The sequence below is a fragment of the Butyricicoccus sp. AF35-5AC genome (assembly GCF_003477715.1).
Classification (GTDB): domain Bacteria; phylum Bacillota; class Clostridia; order Oscillospirales; family Butyricicoccaceae; genus Agathobaculum; species Agathobaculum butyriciproducens.
In genome coordinates, this window is sequence record NZ_QUDX01000006.1 from 211,381 (window position 1) to 230,127 (window position 18,747).

8 protein-coding genes and 1 riboswitch are annotated in these 18,747 nt (G+C 49.9%); of the genes, 6 read left to right on the forward strand and 2 right to left on the reverse strand.

Annotated elements, in window-relative coordinates:
• Positions 1-128: 128 nt before the first annotated feature.
• Positions 129-1,304: a tyrosine-type recombinase/integrase gene (locus DWZ82_RS09880; RefSeq protein ID WP_118480506.1), complete on the reverse strand. Its 1,176-nt coding sequence runs from the start codon at positions 1,302-1,304 to the stop codon at positions 129-131.
• A 1,054-nt stretch (positions 1,305-2,358) separates the two neighbouring features.
• A riboswitch (cyclic di-GMP riboswitch) is annotated at positions 2,359-2,450 on the forward strand.
• A 109-nt stretch (positions 2,451-2,559) separates the two neighbouring features.
• On the opposite strand from DWZ82_RS09880, the gene DWZ82_RS09885 reads away from it, so the two are divergent.
• From DWZ82_RS09885 to DWZ82_RS09900, 4 genes are all read left to right on the forward strand, one after another.
• Positions 2,560-4,581, forward strand: a complete 2,022-nt coding sequence (locus DWZ82_RS09885) for an S-layer homology domain-containing protein (protein ID WP_118480508.1) — start codon at positions 2,560-2,562, stop codon at positions 4,579-4,581.
• A 49-nt stretch (positions 4,582-4,630) separates the two neighbouring features.
• On the forward strand, positions 4,631-11,317 hold the full coding sequence (locus tag DWZ82_RS09890) for an RHS repeat-associated core domain-containing protein (RefSeq protein WP_118480510.1): 6,687 nt from the start codon (positions 4,631-4,633) through the stop codon (positions 11,315-11,317).
• Positions 11,318-11,383: 66 nt separating this feature from the next.
• A complete protein-coding gene (locus tag DWZ82_RS09895; protein WP_118480512.1) occupies positions 11,384-11,806 on the forward strand; it encodes a hypothetical protein in 423 nt (140 codons plus the stop codon).
• Positions 11,807-11,857: 51 nt separating this feature from the next.
• Positions 11,858-13,366: an ankyrin repeat domain-containing protein gene (locus DWZ82_RS09900; RefSeq protein WP_158575175.1), complete on the forward strand. Its 1,509-nt coding sequence runs from the start codon at positions 11,858-11,860 to the stop codon at positions 13,364-13,366.
• Between the two features lie 55 nt (positions 13,367-13,421).
• Here DWZ82_RS09900 and DWZ82_RS09905 read toward each other — a convergent pair whose 3' ends face one another.
• Positions 13,422-14,786, reverse strand: a complete 1,365-nt coding sequence (locus DWZ82_RS09905; protein ID WP_118480516.1) for a replication initiation factor domain-containing protein — start codon at positions 14,784-14,786, stop codon at positions 13,422-13,424.
• 1,008 nt (positions 14,787-15,794) lie between these two features.
• Between DWZ82_RS09905 and DWZ82_RS09910 the strand changes: the two genes are divergently transcribed.
• Both DWZ82_RS09910 and recD2 read left to right on the forward strand, forming a co-directional pair.
• Positions 15,795-16,094 (forward strand): hypothetical protein, encoded by a 300-nt coding sequence (locus tag DWZ82_RS09910; RefSeq protein WP_118480518.1) that lies wholly within the window; start codon positions 15,795-15,797, stop codon positions 16,092-16,094.
• A 20-nt stretch (positions 16,095-16,114) separates the two neighbouring features.
• On the forward strand, positions 16,115-18,394 hold the full coding sequence (gene recD2 / locus DWZ82_RS09915) for an SF1B family DNA helicase RecD2 (protein WP_243022925.1): 2,280 nt from the start codon (positions 16,115-16,117) through the stop codon (positions 18,392-18,394).
• Positions 18,395-18,747 lie beyond the last annotated feature (353 nt).

Below are 18,747 nucleotides of genomic sequence, written 5' to 3' on the forward strand. Positions count from 1 at the left end.
CTCTTTTGAGGCTGTCGCGAAACTACAGTTTTCTTAACACTTTCCGAAATATCCACAGTATATCTACCGATTTCAACCTTTTGATTTGGTCGTGACACCAAAATGAAACCAAACGGATTTTAGATTTTTCAAATGGCTTCAAGAAGCTCTACTGCTGCAGCTTCTGCGGATTCCAACACATGAATATAGGTGTTATAAGTAACAGATATATTCGCGTGTCCGAGCCACTTGCTTACTACGGTAATCGGAATACCGGCGTTAAGTGCCTGTGTAGCAAAGGTGTGACGAAGCTGGTGAAGTGTGAACGGCTTGTCGATACCGGCATACGCCAATACGCGACGCAGAACACGGCGAAGCTGGTCGCTGCTCAGTGTTGTACCCTTGCGCGTTACCGCAACGGAATCGCTGACAATATCCATTTCACGATAGACAGCTTTCAGACTGTTCAAAGCGGCAATCGCTTTTGTGTTCAACGGCACAATGCGGTTGCCGCTTGCCGTTTTGGTACACTTAATCCGTGCTTTCTTATGCTTGATACGCACGCCGTCCTTGTCGCGGTCGTAGACCATCGACAGATTTTTGTTCACCGTAACAATTCTGCTTTCAAAATCAATGTCAGACCATTTGAGTGCTAAAAACTCACCGCACCGCAAACCGGTATGCACCAGAAAGACCAATGCGTGTGCCTGCATGATACAGGGTCTACCATTTTTATTTTTCATTTCTGCAATCCGTTCGACTGCCCGCACTTCGTCGCTTTCCAGCGCAACAATTTCGCGTTCCGGTTTAAAGGTCGCTTTCTTCGGCATCTTGACATTGTGCATAGGATTCCGTGAGAGATCGCCCTCAGAATGAGCATAAGAAAAAATTTCGGAAAGAATGATATAAATGATTTTGACAACAGTGAGCGAAAGCGTCTGACTCTTTTCAACAAGCAGTTTTTGCAACTGCTCACTGTGAATAGACGCAAGCTGCATTTTGCCAAACGCAGGCTTAATATGCGTCAAATAAGCACTTTCGTATTTGTCGAAGCTGCTGTCCTCAACCGAGTGCAGCTTGAAAGTGTATAACCACTGGTCGGCGTAATCACCGAAACGCCTGCTTGTGCTTTTGACAAGACCTTTTGCAGCGTCCTTTTTGAGTTCGCGCAGCTTGCGCTTTGCTTCGGATTCGCTCTTAGCGTACACAACACACGGTTTGAGCATATTCACGCTCTTATACTTTGCTACCCAGCGGCCGTCGTTTCGCTGGTATATACTGCCTTCTCCATACTTTCTTTTGGGTTTCTGTATTGCTGTAATCATCGTTTACTCCTTGTGTTTGTAACGGTGATGGCACAGCCAACAACGCTAATATTATATCATAACAATCATAAAATTGTAAGCGGCATATTTACACTCCATACTGCCGTGAACAGTTTATTCACGCTCGTATTCTTACACTTGCCGATTGACTTACGACACCTCTCACCCGAATCCTATTCTGCCGGTGGGGAGTATCCTTTTCCGCTGTTCTCGCCACGCCGGTAGCTGACCGGCTGTTTTATCGAAGCGGCTTGTCGGTTGCCCGACACGGAAAATTCGTTACAGATGGAGCTTTATTCAGTTGTCAAAGTCCAATTAACCTCCTGCTTTTTGCTATTCGGCCTGTCTGTGCATTGCGTTACTATGCATATTTGCTGACAAGCCATGTATCACCGAAACCAAAATTAAAGAAAGCTAAGATAAGTATGGAGTTTAGGCTTTCATCTTTGATTGGGATTCTATCATACCGTATATACAGAACAAAGTCAATCGGGGCAGAAATTGTTCACATTTGATTCATAATTAAACTTTGGTACACAGAAAAGTTGCAAAAATGCAATATTCTTGTCCTCGTAACACTTTGCAATCGAACATTTGTTGCATAGTCCTAAATCGGCAGTTTCGGCAAAGCAAAAGTGGTCAAATAATTGACCACTTTCCGTAAAAATATTTTGGTTTTCCCGACAATTCGGACAAATAAATTCCGAAACGCACCTGTACAGAACAGATGTACAGCGGCGCGTTAAGGGGGAGAGGAACGAAATCCGCGCCGCCCGCGTCTTTCCTCTCCCCCTGCTGCGGTTATGGATAACTCCCTTGCGGCAGTTACCCACAGCCGCAGCACCCCCTCACCATTCTCGCGGCGGCGAACGCAGAGAGAAATCTTTTGAAGTCTATAACAGTAGACCCTTTCCGACGTAAGCAGTCTGCAATTTTGAACAATTACTTGTTTAAGTACAAAAGGACTTTTGTTGAAATTGACAAAGTAATAATTGACAAATGCCAAGCAACTTAGTACAATTTAATTAACTAAAAACCCAAACTCTTAGGAGAATGGCAGAAATGGCAAAACAGAGGAAACTCTGCGGCGCAAAGCTATAGGGTCTAAACGATTGCTCTGCAATCGCATGACAGCCAGTTACCTAACCAGTCCCCGCATTTTAAGAAACAGCGCAATACTGTGTGGACTACTATCCATGCGGTACTGCGCCCTTTTTTAACTGTTTGGGCGCAAAAGAAAGGGAGCGATCGAAAAATGAAACGCACACGAATCAGCGTATTGCTTGTAATAGCCTTGCTGTTGCAGCTATACGCACCACTCACGGCAGGCGCAGCGGACTTTACGCCAAACCCACAGACGGAATATGCCAAACGGTTTATTGCCGCCTGTGATGGACAGACATGGTTCATCAATGAGATTGAGCGTCTTCTGAACGCACAGCAACGCACACTGGATACCATCACCGGAGCGGAAGACCTTGTAGAAATCAAGAGCATTGGTCTGAAAGGCCGAAACATCACCGGACATATACCGGCTGCAATCGGGGAACTTAGTGAATTGCGGTATCTGTTCCTCTCGGATAATCATTTGAGCGGAGATATTCCATCTGCGCTCTATACGCTCCCGAAATTGCAGAATGTGGATTTAGGCGGTAATGATTATGCAGGTGCGATTCCTTCCGAATTTGGCACAATGCCCGCATTGAAAACGCTGGTTCTCAAAGACAATCAGTACACCGGTACGATACCGGATACGATTTTGAGCAATACCCAGATTGAGGTGCTGAACCTCATGGGAAATCAGTTGACCGGCGGTTTTCCTGCGGCAGTTGCCGGTATGAGCAGTCTGAAATACTTGAACCTTTCAGAAAACGTTATCGGCGGCACGATTCCCGACCTGTCCGCGCTGACGAATCTTATCTCTCTTTCGGCGTGGCAATGCGGCATGACCGGCACGATTCCCGAAACGCTGTACTCGCTTTCCGGTTTGCAGATTTTAGACCTGTCCGAAAACAAGCTGGAAGGCGAAATCTCTGCCGGTATTGCTAATCTGGCAGGCTTGCAATATCTCGCGCTGGACACGAACCCTCTGCGCGGTGTATTACCGGACGCATTTACACAGACTGCGTTGACCGAGATTCATTTGGAAAACACTTATCTGCGCGGTTTAGTTCCTGCTACGCTCAAAGCACGTCATGACGCAGGCGCAAAGGTCTATCTGAACAATAACTACATGACCGGCGCTGTCTTGAAGGATATGCCGAACAACAGCGGTAACTTTACAGATGGTGCAGCAAGCGAACAGTATCAGCTTACCAGCACTCGTTCCACGGTTACGGTCAGCAAGGACGGCACGGTAAACCTGTATGCGCTGCTGCTGAACAAGTCGCTGACTACCGGCAGCACGGCAAAAGTGCTGCTTAGACCGGACGAGTATGTTGTCACCTTCGATGATACCAAGGTGCAGGTTACTGCGGATAGCAGCGGTATCTATGTGAAGGCATTGACGGATATTCCGCAGAATACGAATTTCAGTATCACAATCCAAATCAAGGACAACACCGGCTCTGAATACTCCAAGGTAAAGCTGACCCTCACTACCGATGTTACCAGCGGTGGCGGCGGCGGTATCGGCGGCGGCGGTATCGGCGGCGGTGGCGGCGGCACACCTGCAACGCCCAAGGCAGAACACAAGCTGTATATCAACGGCTTTACCGATGGTATGTTCCATGCCGAACGCAATATCACCCGCGAACAGACCGCGAAAATGCTGATTGACGCGTTGGAAAAGGAAACTGCCGAACCGGAGCAATCCTCGTATACCGATATTGCCAATAACCGCTGGTCGTATCGCTGGGTTGAAGCAGCGTCCAAGGAAGGCTACATGGTCGGCTATAACGGCGGCGTGTTCAAACCGGAATTTGCAATCACTCGTGCAGAGATGGCAACAGCCTTGTCGCGTATCGCAGCGAAGGAAGGCTTGATTATGAACGGCAGTACCAAGACCTTCTCTGATGTGGCAGACGGCAAATGGTACAGCAGCTATATTCGTCAAGCGGTGCAGTACGGCTTAATCAGCGGCTATACGGACGGCACCTTCCGACCGGAGCAGTACATCACCCGCGCTGAAACCGTAACGATGATAAACCGTATGCTCGGCAGAAACTATGAAATGGCAACCGAACTGCACAGCATGGCTTGTCCGTTCCCCGATGTCAGCCAGAGCAACTGGGCGTATGGCAACATCATGGAAGCCGCTATCACGCACAAGCACTGATAGAAAGAATTAGAAACGGAAGAACTCCTGAATAGTTGGAGGTAAACTTATGAAGAAAGCATTAGTCCGCAGAGTAGTTTCTCTGTTCCTGTGCTTTTGCATGGTGATTGGATTCGTGCCAATCATCGACGCGCAGGCAGCGGAAATCAAGGGCGGCACATTCGACCCGCATACCGGTTATCTGGAACTGGAATTTGGGTATCAGCTTACGCAGTATGTGAATATCAATGTCTATGTCCGCAGTCCTTCGGACGATGGATTGAAGAAAGAATTTGTCGGCTCGATTGTAGAGAATTATCTGCTCTCCGGTGCAAACGATGTTAAAGCATGGCTTCCCGAAGATTCACCGGACACTATGGTATCGCCCTACACACCGGCTACAAAAACGGACGGCGGTTTGGTAGAACTGTCCGAGGACGGCATTTATCAAGCAGACAAGAACTTTGCCGGTGAAGATATTGAGCCGGTATCCATGATGAAGCACACGCTTATATGGGATGGCTCTCTCAATGGTATTCCGATTATCGGTCCGAACCTCGATGAAGATGTATTTTATCTGACCGTAGAAATTGAACCGCTCGGCAGACCGGATAAGAATGTCGAGTGTACCGGCAGTGATGACAGCCACACGCACGGTCAGAACTATACTTGGCCGCAGAAGCAGGAGAACGGCAAGAAAAAGTTTGCGGTCAGTACCGAACTGCTGGTAGACTACCGTGATTATGTTGTCGGTGAAGATGGCACGGCAGCATTCCTCATGCTGGAAGGCAGCTTGTCCGATGAAGTACGCAAGAAGCTGTACGAGCAGTTTGTCAGCGGCAGTCTGGCGTGCAATGAATTGACCGGTTTCCCCGAACTGGAAGGCTTGGTGCTGGACTACCAGAACCTTGACCCTGTAAACATGGTAACAGGTGCATACAACTTCATGTACGAGGACTTGAAGCTGGAAGGCATTATCCCGCTGACCTTCCTTCGTGTTTACAACTCGCGCTACGACAAGGGTGCGCTGGGTACTGGCTTTACGCACAGCTATGACTATTCGCTCATCAATGACCGTGGTATTATCCGTGTGACAATGCCTGGCGGTGAGGAGCAAATCTTCCTTACGCTCCGTGGCGGCGGCTATGATTCTCTGGCAGACAGCGGCTTTGTTCTGGAAGATGCGGCAGGCGGCTACCGCATGACGCACGAGGACGGCGCAGCGTTCATTTTCTCGAATGACGGCAAGCTGCGTACCATCTCTAATCCCGATGGTACGCAGGTAGCACAGCTTACCTACAACGGCGATGAACTGACCGAGATTGACGGCATTGCAGGCAGCTATACGCTGGCATGGTCGAACGGACATATTTCGTCCGTGACCGATAACGCAAGCCGCACCGTATCGTATGAGCATGACAACGATCTTCTGACCGGCGTTACCAATGCGGACGGTGATACGCTGCACTATACCTACGATGGCAACGGCTATCTGAACAGTGCTACCGACTTTGAAGGCGAAGTCTATATTAAGAACGAGTATGACGGCATAGGCCGTGTGGTAAAGCAGACCTTTATCAATGCGGACATTCCCACTGTTTCCACCGTTTCCTATGACGATGAAGCGCGTGTTACGACCTGTGTAGATGCTAATGGGCTTGAAACGCGCTACTACTACGATAACCACCGCAACATCCAGAAAATCGGAACAGTTATCGACGGCACGGAATACACCACCGCCAACACCTATGACGGCGATTATCGCGCCAACTCTGCAAGCGACCGTCTGAACGGTGCAACCGCATACGAGTACGACAGCAGCGGCAATGTGACGAAGGTTCGCTATGCGGATAATACCGCTATGACGCTGACTTATACAGCGGGCGGCGATATTGCGTCTATCACGGACGCGCTCGGCAATACGGAAACCTATACCTACTCCGGACACAGCTTGACCGAGTTCCGCGACAAGAACGGACATACCACTTCGTACACCTATAATGCACTCGGTCTGCCGATTACGGTTACGGACGCACTCGGCAATCAGACTACCTATGCGTATGACGATAAGGGACGGCAGCTTTCTGTCACTGACGCAGAAGGCGGCGTTACCAGCTTTGAATACGATGCCGTAGGCCGCATCGTTGCAGAGCATACCAAGGTGAGTGATACGGCTACCGCAACGACCAAGCATACCTACTCCAAGGCGGGCAAGCTGCTGAAAACCGTAGATGCACTCGGCGGTGAAACCTCGTATGAGTACAATGCCAACGGCTTTACCACCTCGACCAAGGACGCGCTCGGCGGCACGGTAACGACCGAATACGGCACGAACGGTGAACCGCTGAAACGCACGGATGCAAATGGCAACGAAACCACCTATGAATATGACCAGGACACCGCACAGCTTGTATCGGTAACAGACGCAGAGGGCAACGAAACCCGCTACACCTACAACGACCGCGGCCTGCTTATCCAGACTACGGACGCAGAAGGTAATGCGACCACCTATGAATATGACGCACTCGACCGTGTAGCAAAGACGATTGACGCGCTGGACGGCGAAACGACCTATGCGTATGACAGCATGGGACGTACGGTTTCGGAAACCGACGCAGAAGGCAACAAGAAAACCTACACCTATGACGCACTCGGACGAACCAAGACCGAAACCGACGGTGCAGGCAATAAGACTACCTATACCTATGACCCTGTTGGCAATCTGCTTGTCACAACGGACGCAAACGGCAATGAAACCAAGACCGAGTACAACGCCATCAATGCAGCGGTAAAGCAGATTGACGGCGAAGGCAACGAAACCACCTACACTTACGACAAGGCAGGACGGCTGCTGACCGAAACGGACGCACTCGGCGGCGTTACCGCGTACACCTATGACCTTGCGGGCAATCAGCTTAGTGTTATCGACCCCGAAGGCAATGTGACAAAGTATATCTATGACCTGTTGGGACGCGCCGTAGAGCAAATTAACGCAGACGGCAGCAAGACCCGCACTGTGTATGACGCGCTGGGACGCACGACCGAAAGCTATGACGAACTCGGCGGTAAGACTGCTACCACCTATGATGCGAACGGCAACCAACTCACCGTCACTGACCCGAAAGGCAACAAAACTTCGTATCAGTACAACCGCAAAGACCAGATTACTGTTATCACCTATGCGGACGGCGGCGAAACCCACTATACCTACAATGCGCTCGGAAATGTCAGCGAAGTAACCGACCAGAACGGCAATGCAACCAAGTACACCTATGACGCACTCGGCAGAACGCATACCGAAACCAACGCAGTAGGTGTTGTGACCGAATACGGCTACGACAAGGTAGGCAACACGGTTTCTGTCACCAAGGACGGAACAGTAATCGCAAAGAGCGAGTACGACGGTGCATATCGTGTGATAAAAACGATTGACGGACTGGGTAATGCGGGAACAAAGCAGTATGACGGTGTAGGCAATGTGCTGGTTTCCACCGACCGTGAAGGCAATGCAACACAGTACACCTACGACAAAAACTATAACCTGCTCAAGACCACCGACGCAGAAGGCGGCGTGTCCTTGTCTGCTTATGACGCACTGGGTCGTGTCGTTTCTGAAACCGATGAAAATGGCAGCGCAACGACCTACACCTACGATAAGAACGGCAATGTGCTGACCGAAACCGACGCACTTTCTGGTGTTGTTACCAACACTTACGACGCACGCGGCAGAGTAGCAGCAACCACGGACAAGCTGGGTGCAACGACTACCTACACCTATGACGCAGCCGGTAATCTCCGCAAGGAAACCGACGCGAATAATGCGTATGCCGTTTATCAGTATGATGCGAACAACAATCTCATTCAGTACACCAACCGCAACAACGAATGGGTGAAGTATGCGTATGACTGCATGAATCGGCAGGTCAAGGAAACCAACCAGCTTAACCATGCAACCGAGTACGAATACGACCTTGCAGGCAACCAGACGGCGGTGATCGACGGCAACAAGAACAAGACCATATACACCTATGACGGCTTGAATCGTCTTGTTTCCAAGACCAACGCCGAAGGCGGTATGTTCGAGTACCGGTATGATTCGTTTGGCAACACCGCAGGCACGACGATGTACGGCGGCGGTGACGAGAAGGCCGCGACCACTTATGCCTATGATGCAGCGGGCAATCTGCTGACCGAAACCTCTCCGCTGGGCAGCGTGACTACCTACACGCATGACAAGGAAGGCAATGTGCTGACGCAGGTTGACGAAAACGGCAAGCAGACCGCGTACACCTACGACAAGTTGTATCGCATGGTTTCCCGCAAGGACGCGGATGGTACTGCGACCTTTGCCTATGACAAGGCGGGCAACATGACCTCGGCCAAGGATGGAAACGGCACGGTAGCATTTGCGTTCGACGCGCTTTCCCGCACCACCGCTGTCACAAATGAGGACGGCACGACCACGGCGTACACCTACGACGCGGCAAGCAACCGTCTGTCCATCACCTACCCCGACGGCAAGGCTGTTACGACCGCGTATGATAGTCTCGGCAATGTGAAGTCCCAGACCGACCATGACGGCACAGGCATTACCTACACGCGCGACGCGGAAGGACGCACAATCAAGGAAGGCCACAGCGACGGCAGCACGACCGAGTATGATTATAACGCCGCCGGTCTGCTGACGCTGCAAAAGGAAGTCACCAAGAGCAACAGCACACGCCGTCAGACTGCGTATACCTACGATGACGCGGGCAATATCGTAAGTGAGAACCGTTCCGGTGTAGACATTGCCAAAAAGGACGAGCTGGTACGCTACTACTACGATAAGGCAAACCAGCTTATCCGCACCAATGTTGAAGGCAAGAATACGAAGTATTCCTACGACCTTGCGGGCAATCTGCTTTCCAACGGCACGAACACTTACACCTACGACCTGCAAAACCGTCTGGTTAGCAAGACCGGTAAGGACGGTACGACCACTTATACCTATGACGCGGCGGGCAATCTGATTAAGAAGGCTGCACCGGACGGCACGACCGAATATACCTACACGGCACAGAACAAGCTGAAAACCGGCAAGACCGAGGACGGCCAGAGCAGCACCTATACTTACAATGCGCTCAATGCACGCATTAAGAATGTACAGGTGCGCGACAACAAGAACGCCGGTCATGCAAACTCCGACTTGAAGGACGGTTCGCACGGCACCGATTATCTGGACTTCTTGATGGACGGCCGCTTTTTCTGGCAGCGCACATGGGAAACCGAGGTAGGCACGACATTCCAGAGCAACTTTGAAACCGTAACAAAGAACTATGTTGTGGACTATCTTTCTACGGCTAACCGTGATATACTGGTAACAGAGGACGGCAGCTTCACACAGCGTTATGTGTACGATGAGAACAGCACCCGAATCTCCGCAGAGTACGGCTATGCAGCCGGCACGAAGCGCGGCGAAGGCGGCGAGAACCTGCAAAGCGACTTTGCTGCAAACGATGTGCGCAAGGTGTGGTATCGCACCAGCCACCTTGGCAGCACACTGTTTGCCGTAGATGAAAACGGCAAGGTAATCTCGCACACGATCTATGACCCGTGGGGCAATCCGCTGACCGAAACCTACACGGACACGAATTTCAGCGGTATCGACAACGCCAACAATTTCACCGGCTACACTTGGGACGAAGTGCTTGACCTGTATTTCGCGCAGAATCGTTTCTACGACCCTGCCGACCACCGGTTCACGCAGGAGGATCCCATCAAGGACGGCGAGAATTGGTATGGGTATTGCGGGAATAATCCGATCAATGGATTTGATCCATCTGGAATGACTTTATGGTCTGATGCCAGCGCGCAGATCAAAAGATGGGGAACGGCAGCAAAGAGTTGGACAACTGAGCAATTAAATAAGGCAAAAACATGGATTAAAGAACGGGTACAGTCTGTAATAGCTACCATTAAAAGTTATACAATGCATTTTACAGACTATACTCGTAGGCAAGATGTAATGCGAGGCATGGTTGCATCTGCCCTTATCAATGTGGTTGGTAAACAAGCTGATTTGTTGAATGCCTTAATAAATACCCACCGAATATCCATTTCTCTGCCTACACAACAGGAATTAACTTCATATCTTACCACCAGCAGTAAACTCAATTCGTATTTCTTGAATCAGTCTAATTTTAAAGATTCCTATTACTTAGGAAGAATGATAGGCGATGGTATTGTTGCTGCCGCAGGAATTGGGTTAAGTGCAAAGTCCATTTTTGAGATGTTTGTTGGTGGAGGTATGGCTGGTATTGGTACCGCCACAGCACCCACAGGCGTTGGTGTTGCGATTATGGGTGTTGGCACTGCATTAACAGCCGATGGCGTAATTACTGTAGGCGCGGGAATATCTATTGCTGTCGCCGCAGCCGATAGTTTTGGTGGCGATTCTGACAATTTCAACTATTATCATAAATTGGATTGCAATAAGCTGGTCGCAAAATGGAATGAAATTCTATCCAAATGCACCAAAAGAAATGTAACCAAAGGAAGCCATGTTATATATGAAAGAAATCAATCCAATGGTTTTTCCACAGCTAAAAAAGATTTTGATTCTTTGAACTTGTCAAATATCAAAACAAGTACCAATAGTAAGGGCAAAACAACATATATTGGTACCGGTGCAAATGGAACCACCTATAATCTTCACTGGAGTTCTACAGAAAATCGTTGGTGCTTGCAACAGGGAAAGATCAAAATTAGGTATTAAAAGTCACAGATAGGTGAGCATAGATAAATTTATCTATGCTCATCTATTGAGAATCGGAGGTATAGAATGTTCAAGGAATGGTTGTATTTCAAAAATGAGTACGAAAAACATCATGATGCTATGATGCTTGATGGATATTCATGGAATGAGGATGGACTCTTAATCGAGTTGAGATCATTAAGTGACAAACGATACAAAATCCATTTTCATGTAAATGTTGAGATTGTAAAAATTGAGTACAATTCAGGTAGTGATTTGACTACTCAAGATATAGATGATGATTATATACAGAAATCGGGAGCAATTCCTCCGTGCATTGGATTCTATATAACCAATGAATCGGAGTTAGTTCATCGGGTGAAAGAGATCGATATGTTTCAGTCGAATATATATGATAACAAAGAGTATCTTCATTATATTATGACAACGGAGGATTTTCGTATTGATATTGTGAGTACATTGCCACCTACTATAAATTCGACTGTATAATTCAATAAATTACCACTATTCAAAGGCAAGCTTTACATGGGGAGTAACTTGATGAATAGATATATTCGAACTATGATCCAAATTCTCGTTTGCTGTTTCGGTGTGTTAATTTTGGGTGGTTGTCATGTACAGCTATCTGATTCAACCACAGAATCCAAGAATTTGGCAAATGCTCTGATCCATCCAAACTATGACGGCATTCAAGCGGCTGCAGAAGCTGGCGCAGACATGGATCAAGTCAAAATAGACGGTGTTTCGCAAAACCCAATTTTATATCTTTGGAATCCTTCACCGCGTCCACTGTTCATAGAACAATTGCTGAAAAACGGAAGTGACGCAAATTATGCGGACCGGAACGGCAACACCCTGCTGATGTATGCGTCAGGTTATGAACCGCAGAAATATGGATTTTTGCCGGGAAAGGGAAATTATTCGTCCGCTGATTATGCGGAACTGTTTTTACGATACGATGCAGATGTATCGCAGCAGAATAAAGAAGGTTGGACAGCGTTAGATTACGCCGTCCAACTGGATGACGATATGGCGGCAATGAACCTGTTGCTTTCCTATGGTGCAGAGGTGACACCTGTGGTGCTATCTCATGCACTGGATTTTGAAGGCGCGTATACCCATTATCAGCGGATTCATAAATTAGTTGCTTTGCTGGATTCGTCGCAGACGAGCACAATTCTCACGCCAATCTTTGATGCTGCGATTCGCGGTGACAATGCGACGGTGCAGGAATTGGCGACGAAAACCGATCTTTCTGAGGCAGAGCGATTGCAAACGCTTTGTCACGCCGTTGCCTTCTGCAATGCTGATACTGTCAGATTATTGCTTGCGGATGGTTTTGGAACCATTCAGACCATAGATGCCGCTGACAACACGCTGTTGCAAATCGCAGCGATGCAGAACAATACCGATGTGATGAACTTCCTGCTGAAACAGGGATCATGGGACACCGAAAGCCGTGATGCGGCATTGTGCACCGCAATTCGAAACAACAGCACGGAGGCTTGCCGACTTTTACTGGACAGTGGCACTCCGGTCATTACCGGGACAGTAAGTATCTGGGAAGTGTTTGATAATATTATGGACGGTGCATCCGAAAACGGCAATGTTGAAATTACGCAGATGCTGATCCAGCATGGCTATCCCGTGAACGAAACCACGGCATGGTATGCGATGAAAAACGCAGCAAGGACCGGACAAACAGCAATTATTCAATATTGGGTTTCGCTCGGATACGATCCGGACTACCATTCAGATGACACGAACGGAGATTCCAGTGTCCTGCAGGACGCCTGCTGGGCAGAACAGATAGAAACCGTGCAATATCTACTGGACATCGGCTGCGATGTCAACGCAGCACAGAGATGTTTACCGATGGCTGTTGAAACCGGAAACATTGCACTGGTCAAGTTGCTATTAGAGCACGGTGCTGCTGTGGATGAAAGTACTGTATTTGATGATGGCTCCGCGGAGCGTACTCCAAAAGAAGGCGCAGAATTATATGGATTTGGTGAAATTTTAGAATTGTTGGAGCAATATCAGCAGTGAAAGACACAAAATGATTCAGATAGCCACCGGAGATAATTCTCCGGTGGCTATTCTTTTATTCCAGTTCACTCGTCACCTGCGCGACAATCTTCCTATGCTTTTCGTTCAGCACTGTGCCGTCCAAAAGCCGCTGCACAAAATCCCGACCTTTCATTTTCTCAATCTCCTGCAGCATTTTGATAGACTTTGCGACCTGTGTGTTAATCCAGTTTTCCGTGCGTTCTAAGTCGAACGGCTTCGGCTTCATTGTCAGTTTCAGTTTGCGTTCCTCGCCCTGCATGAACTGTTCCCAGTGCTTGTCCGTAGGGCAGTCATAACGCCGCTTATCGGTTTGCGGCTCGACGAAGCGTACATAGTTGTTGATGATGGAAAACGCTGTTCCTGCCGCGTCCTCGCTGTCCATTAGCGCGTCTGCGGAATTTTCCGCCGCGTTGTTCGTCAGCCGCAGTTCAAAGCGGTTAAGAATGTCTGCGTCCTCAATTGACTTGCCGAATTTAGCCTTTTGCTCCTGTGCTTTTTCATAGATACAGAAGTACACATCGGAATCCTTAGAGCCAAGATAGAGCGTGTGACCCATCTCCATCTTTAAGTCCTCGTCGGTTTCCCACGAATTTTCACGACCGGACGCAAAGTATTCCACATTCCGCAGCCGCGTGACACACTCGCCAGTAACACGCTTGCGGTACAGTGTCGGCACATGGAGCAGTCCTGCATGGTCGTTGATTGCAAGGTCAATACGCTTGAATACGCAGCCCTCGGCGGCACAGTCGCGCATAAACTCATACCACGACCGCTTCTGTCCGCGCAGGTAGCACTCAAACTCACGGCAGCCGCGCCCGCGCAGTTCCAGCAGCACACCCTTTTCTTCATCGGGCGAAGACAGAACAAGAATGTTTCCGTGCGTAAAGCGATAGGAATAGCCGTACACGCCGCCGTCCTCGGAGATTACATATTTCATGTTCAGCCGCAGAATTTTTTCAAGTACATATCGCGCGTCCGTTGTCTTGAATCGGATTCGCATATAGTCGAACATGATAGACAACGGTTCATTTTCGGGATTGAATCGCTCAACCGCTGACATGATTTCAAAACGCTTCTGATAGGGCAATTCGGTCTTGCCGGTTTCCAGAGCGCGAAGCTGCTTTGTTGTCATGCCGAGTTGAAGCGCGAACCATTCCTGCTCAACACCGTAAGCGCGGCGCGTCTTACGAAGCCGTGCGCCCCATTTCATGCGGTTCTGTTCGTGAGTGGAAAGTGCCTGCTGCAAACTTTCGTATACCCAATCTGACGGAATACCGTTGTCGTTTTCAATGTCACGCAGATAGCGAACGCTGATACCGGCACGCTGGGCGAGTTCGTCTTGCGTTAAACCAAGTTCCAGACGCGAGGTTTTAATATATTCGCTGATAGTGCTGTTCATAAGACAGGCTCCTTTCTATGTCAAATACCCCAAACCGGAAGTTTCGGACACTGCCGAATCGCTGATTGCGAGGTTTCCGGCATGGGGTCTTAGGTTTTTGTAGTTTCTTGTTGTAGTTCCACCCCCCTGTTAGATACAGGGGGTTCAAGGCAAGGGACGCGGCTGCACCGCGTCCCAACAGCACCGCGACTGGCTTCGCTTGCGGCTTACGCGCTGCACGCCGCAGCTTGCCGGTCGGGTGCTGTGACAGGCTGAATAGCCTAACTTCGGAGTAAACAAAAACCGCCCTCTGAATGTAACTTCAAAGGACGGCTTTCCGTCTTGATTTATTCATTTGTGATTAGCTTTGTTGTTGCTGACTGAACCATCTTCCGCAGGGTGTTTGCACCAGAAAATGTACCAAAGTATTTAACACCAGTTAACACCAGATGAACATTATCAGACGATAATGGAACCATTAACATTTGGGGCATTTTGCAGTGCATCGTTTTTAGAATGGTTAAAAATTTCTTATTGTGCGGTCTTTGAGTGGTAATTTGGTTCTTAATCAAAAAAATAGTATGCGTGGAGAAAATAGGCTCTGTTTTTTTCGTATTAGAACTACAGTTTCGCCGACAAGCAGGAACGGACCGTGGGCCGTTCCAAAGTCGTCCGAAAGTTCCTATACAGAAACTTTCTCCCTCCAGAAGTTCAAAAAGGGTGATACATGCTCCCCCTTTTTGAGCATTTGCAGAGCAAATGCTATTTCATGCGCGCTGCCGCGCGAAATGCTGAAAAATGCTGACTATACGACTTTTTCGACAGACTGAAAGAGACGCGAAAGCGTCTCTTTTTTAGGAATGGAAAATGAAATTTGGTTATAGTTCTATCATCACGTTCATTCTCCATTCTCAATTTTCAATTATTCCCTGATTTTCTGCTCGGTTTACTTATCTGAACAATTGTGCTATACTATATACTAACAAAGTATTCCCTCCGTGCATAGGCTGATAGCAGGAGGGAACGCTCATGTCTGTTTTTCTGCAATCGGTTCTGGCGGTATTTGCCGCGGTGGGATTTTACACCGTGCTGCACACGGTGTACGAGATCGTCTCTGCGCGGCTGCTGCGGCTGCACGGCTCGGCGGAACTGACGCTGTACGGCGACGGCTGCGATGCCGTCAGCGAACATCTGATCCGCGCGGCACTGCGCGTGCGGCGGCAGTATTTTTCCGGTCTGCTGATCACATTTGTCGAAATCGGCAGCGGACAGGGACAGAACATCGCCAAGTACATGGCGGCACGGCAGGACATAACCTATCTGGAATGACAAGTTGGGACGGTGGGACGTTGGACGAAAGAGAATATTTGATCGTGCGCGGCACGGTGCAGCAGATCGTTTACTACAACGATGAAAACGGCTACGCCGTGCTGCGCCTTGCTGCGGAAAACGGAGCCGAGGTCACGGCGACCGGCACGTTTCCCAACATTGGACTGGGTGAGGAGGTCATTCTGACCGGCTGCTGGGTGACGCACCCGACCTACGGCGAGCAGTTTGCGACCGAGGCGTTTGAGCGCCGGCTGCCGACTTCGGTGCGCGGCATCGCAGAGTACCTCGGTTCGGGTCTGATTCGCGGCATCGGTCCGCGGCTGGCGGCAAAAATTGCGGAAAAGTTCGGTGAAGACACGTTTGACATTCTTATGCACGAGCCGGAGCGTCTGTCGGAGCTGCGCGGCATTACCGACCGCAAGGCGAAGGAGATCGGCCGTCAGTTCACCGAACAGAGCGAAATGCGTCTGCTGATGGACTTCCTGAGCGAACACGGCCTGCCGGTCGCGCTCACGCCGCTGCTGTATAAGCGCCTGCACGAAAGCGCCATCGACGCGCTGTGCGAGAACCCGTATCTGCTGTGTGACCCATACTATGATGTGGACTTCAAGCTGGCGGACGGTCTGGCGATGGAGCTTGGACTGTCGCTGCTGAGCGATGAGCGCGTGGACGCGGGCATTCTGTATACGCTGACCTTCAACCTGAACAACGGCCACACGTTCATCCCGGTGGAGAAACTGCTGTACGCGGTGTGCATGCTGCTGAGCGACGATGATGTGGTCGTGGACGAGGATCGGGCGCTGCGCGGCATTTCCCGTCTGGAGGAGAAGGGGCGGCTGGTGCGTGAGCACATCGCGGGCCGCGACGCGGTCTATCTGCGCGATATGCACGACGCGGAGGCCTACCTTGCCGAAATGCTCGGCTACATGGCAGAGCGCAATTATGAGTACGATTTTGATGTGGATGAGCTGCTTTCCGCGCTTTTGGAAAGCAGTGAGTTCACTTTTTCCGAGAAACAGCAGCTTGCGATTTCAACGGCTGCACGCAATGGTCTTGTTATCCTGACCGGCGGCCCGGGCACCGGCAAAACGACCACGGTGCGCGGCATCCTGCAGGTGTTTGAGGCACTGGGACTGGACACGCTGCTCGCCGCGCCGACCGGCCGCGCGGCAAAACGTCTTTCCGACCTGACCGGCATGGAGGCGAAAACCATTCACCGGCTGCTCGAGGCAGGCTTTGCGGGCGGCGGACGCACGGTGTTTGCCCGCAGTGTGACCAATCCGCTCGAGTGCGACGCGGTCATTCTGGACGAGGTGTCCATGGTGGACATCACGCTTATGCAGGCGCTCATCAATGCGCTGCCGCACGGTGCACGGCTCGTGCTCGTCGGTGATGCGGATCAGCTGCCGCCGGTAGGCCCGGGCAACTTCCTGCGCGACTTGATCACCTCGCATCGGGTGCCGACCATTCAGCTGACTGAGATTTTCCGTCAGGCGCAGCAGTCGGATATTGTCATGAACGCGCACGCGGTCAACGCGGGTGAAATGCCCAGGCCATCCGGCGCGGACGGCGACTTTTTCATCATGAAACGGGCGGATCCGGCGTCTGTTATCGAAACGGTGGCACAGCTTTGCGCCCAGAGACTGCCCAAGCACTACGGCTTCACTCCTGCACAGATACAGGTGCTTTCGCCTGCCAAGCGGCACGGCAGCGGAACCATTCCGCTCAACCGCCGTCTGCAGGAGGCGCTCAATCCACCGAGTGAAAGCAAGCTGGAAAAGCGCTTCGGAGACACCATTTTCCGCGAGGGCGACCGCGTGATGCAGGTGCGAAACAACTACGACATCGTGTGGGAAAAGCAGGGGGATGACGAGCAGGGAACCGGCGTGTTCAACGGTGACGTCGGCGAGATCATTCGCATTTTTCCGCAGCAGGAGTGCATGGTGATTCGCTTTGACGACCGTATTGCGACCTACACCTTCGATATGCTGAACGAGCTGGAGCTGGCGTATGCCGTCACCGTACATAAATCGCAGGGCAGCGAGTTTGACGCGGTGGTGCTCGCTCTGTCGGACGGTCTGCCGCGCAAGCTGCTTACGCGCAACATTCTCTACACCGCGATCACACGCGCGAAGCGCCTGCTGGTTATCGTCGGCAGTCAGGATGTGGTAGCGTATATGGTAAATAACAACCAGAAGGGCAGACGGTACAGCGCGCTGAAAGCCCGTCTTAGATTGAACGCAACTCCGGAAAAAATTTTTCACCGAATGAACGATAAAATGGATGATTCACAAATTTAGTGCGTAAAAGCGACTGATAAAAATAACGAGTTTTAGAGGCTACATTTTCTTATAATAAGAGAAAATGCAGCCTCTTATTTATTTGAAAATAATTGATGCAGTAAGGGCGGGGAGCAAATTTTCGATGAGAAGAAATGTATAGAGAAAATATAATGTGTCAGATTGCGGCTGTTACTTTGCTAGCAGGATTTCTCTCGGAGACAATATCTTTAAAAATATATAGAGTAATTACCATAATATGCTATAAATCTCCTTCGGAATCATTGCTTTGAATGCTTGTTTTGTGTATAATGACTAATAAGAGGTTTATAAGATTTCCTGTCGAATAGAGATCTGTTTGCAGATGCAAAAAA

Excerpts from the sequence above, each read along its gene's own strand:
- DWZ82_RS09880 (WP_118480506.1), bottom strand. The coding sequence starts at position 1,304 with ATGATTACAGCAATACAGAAACCCAAAAGAAAGTATGGAGAAGGCAGT.
- DWZ82_RS09885 (WP_118480508.1), top strand. The coding sequence starts at position 2,560 with ATGAAACGCACACGAATCAGCGTATTGCTTGTAATAGCCTTGCTGTTG.
- DWZ82_RS09890 (WP_118480510.1), top strand. The coding sequence starts at position 4,631 with ATGAAGAAAGCATTAGTCCGCAGAGTAGTTTCTCTGTTCCTGTGCTTT.
- DWZ82_RS09895 (WP_118480512.1), top strand. The coding sequence starts at position 11,384 with ATGTTCAAGGAATGGTTGTATTTCAAAAATGAGTACGAAAAACATCAT.
- DWZ82_RS09900 (WP_158575175.1), top strand. The coding sequence starts at position 11,858 with ATGAATAGATATATTCGAACTATGATCCAAATTCTCGTTTGCTGTTTC.
- DWZ82_RS09905 (WP_118480516.1), bottom strand. The coding sequence starts at position 14,786 with ATGAACAGCACTATCAGCGAATATATTAAAACCTCGCGTCTGGAACTT.
- DWZ82_RS09910 (WP_118480518.1), top strand. The coding sequence starts at position 15,795 with ATGTCTGTTTTTCTGCAATCGGTTCTGGCGGTATTTGCCGCGGTGGGA.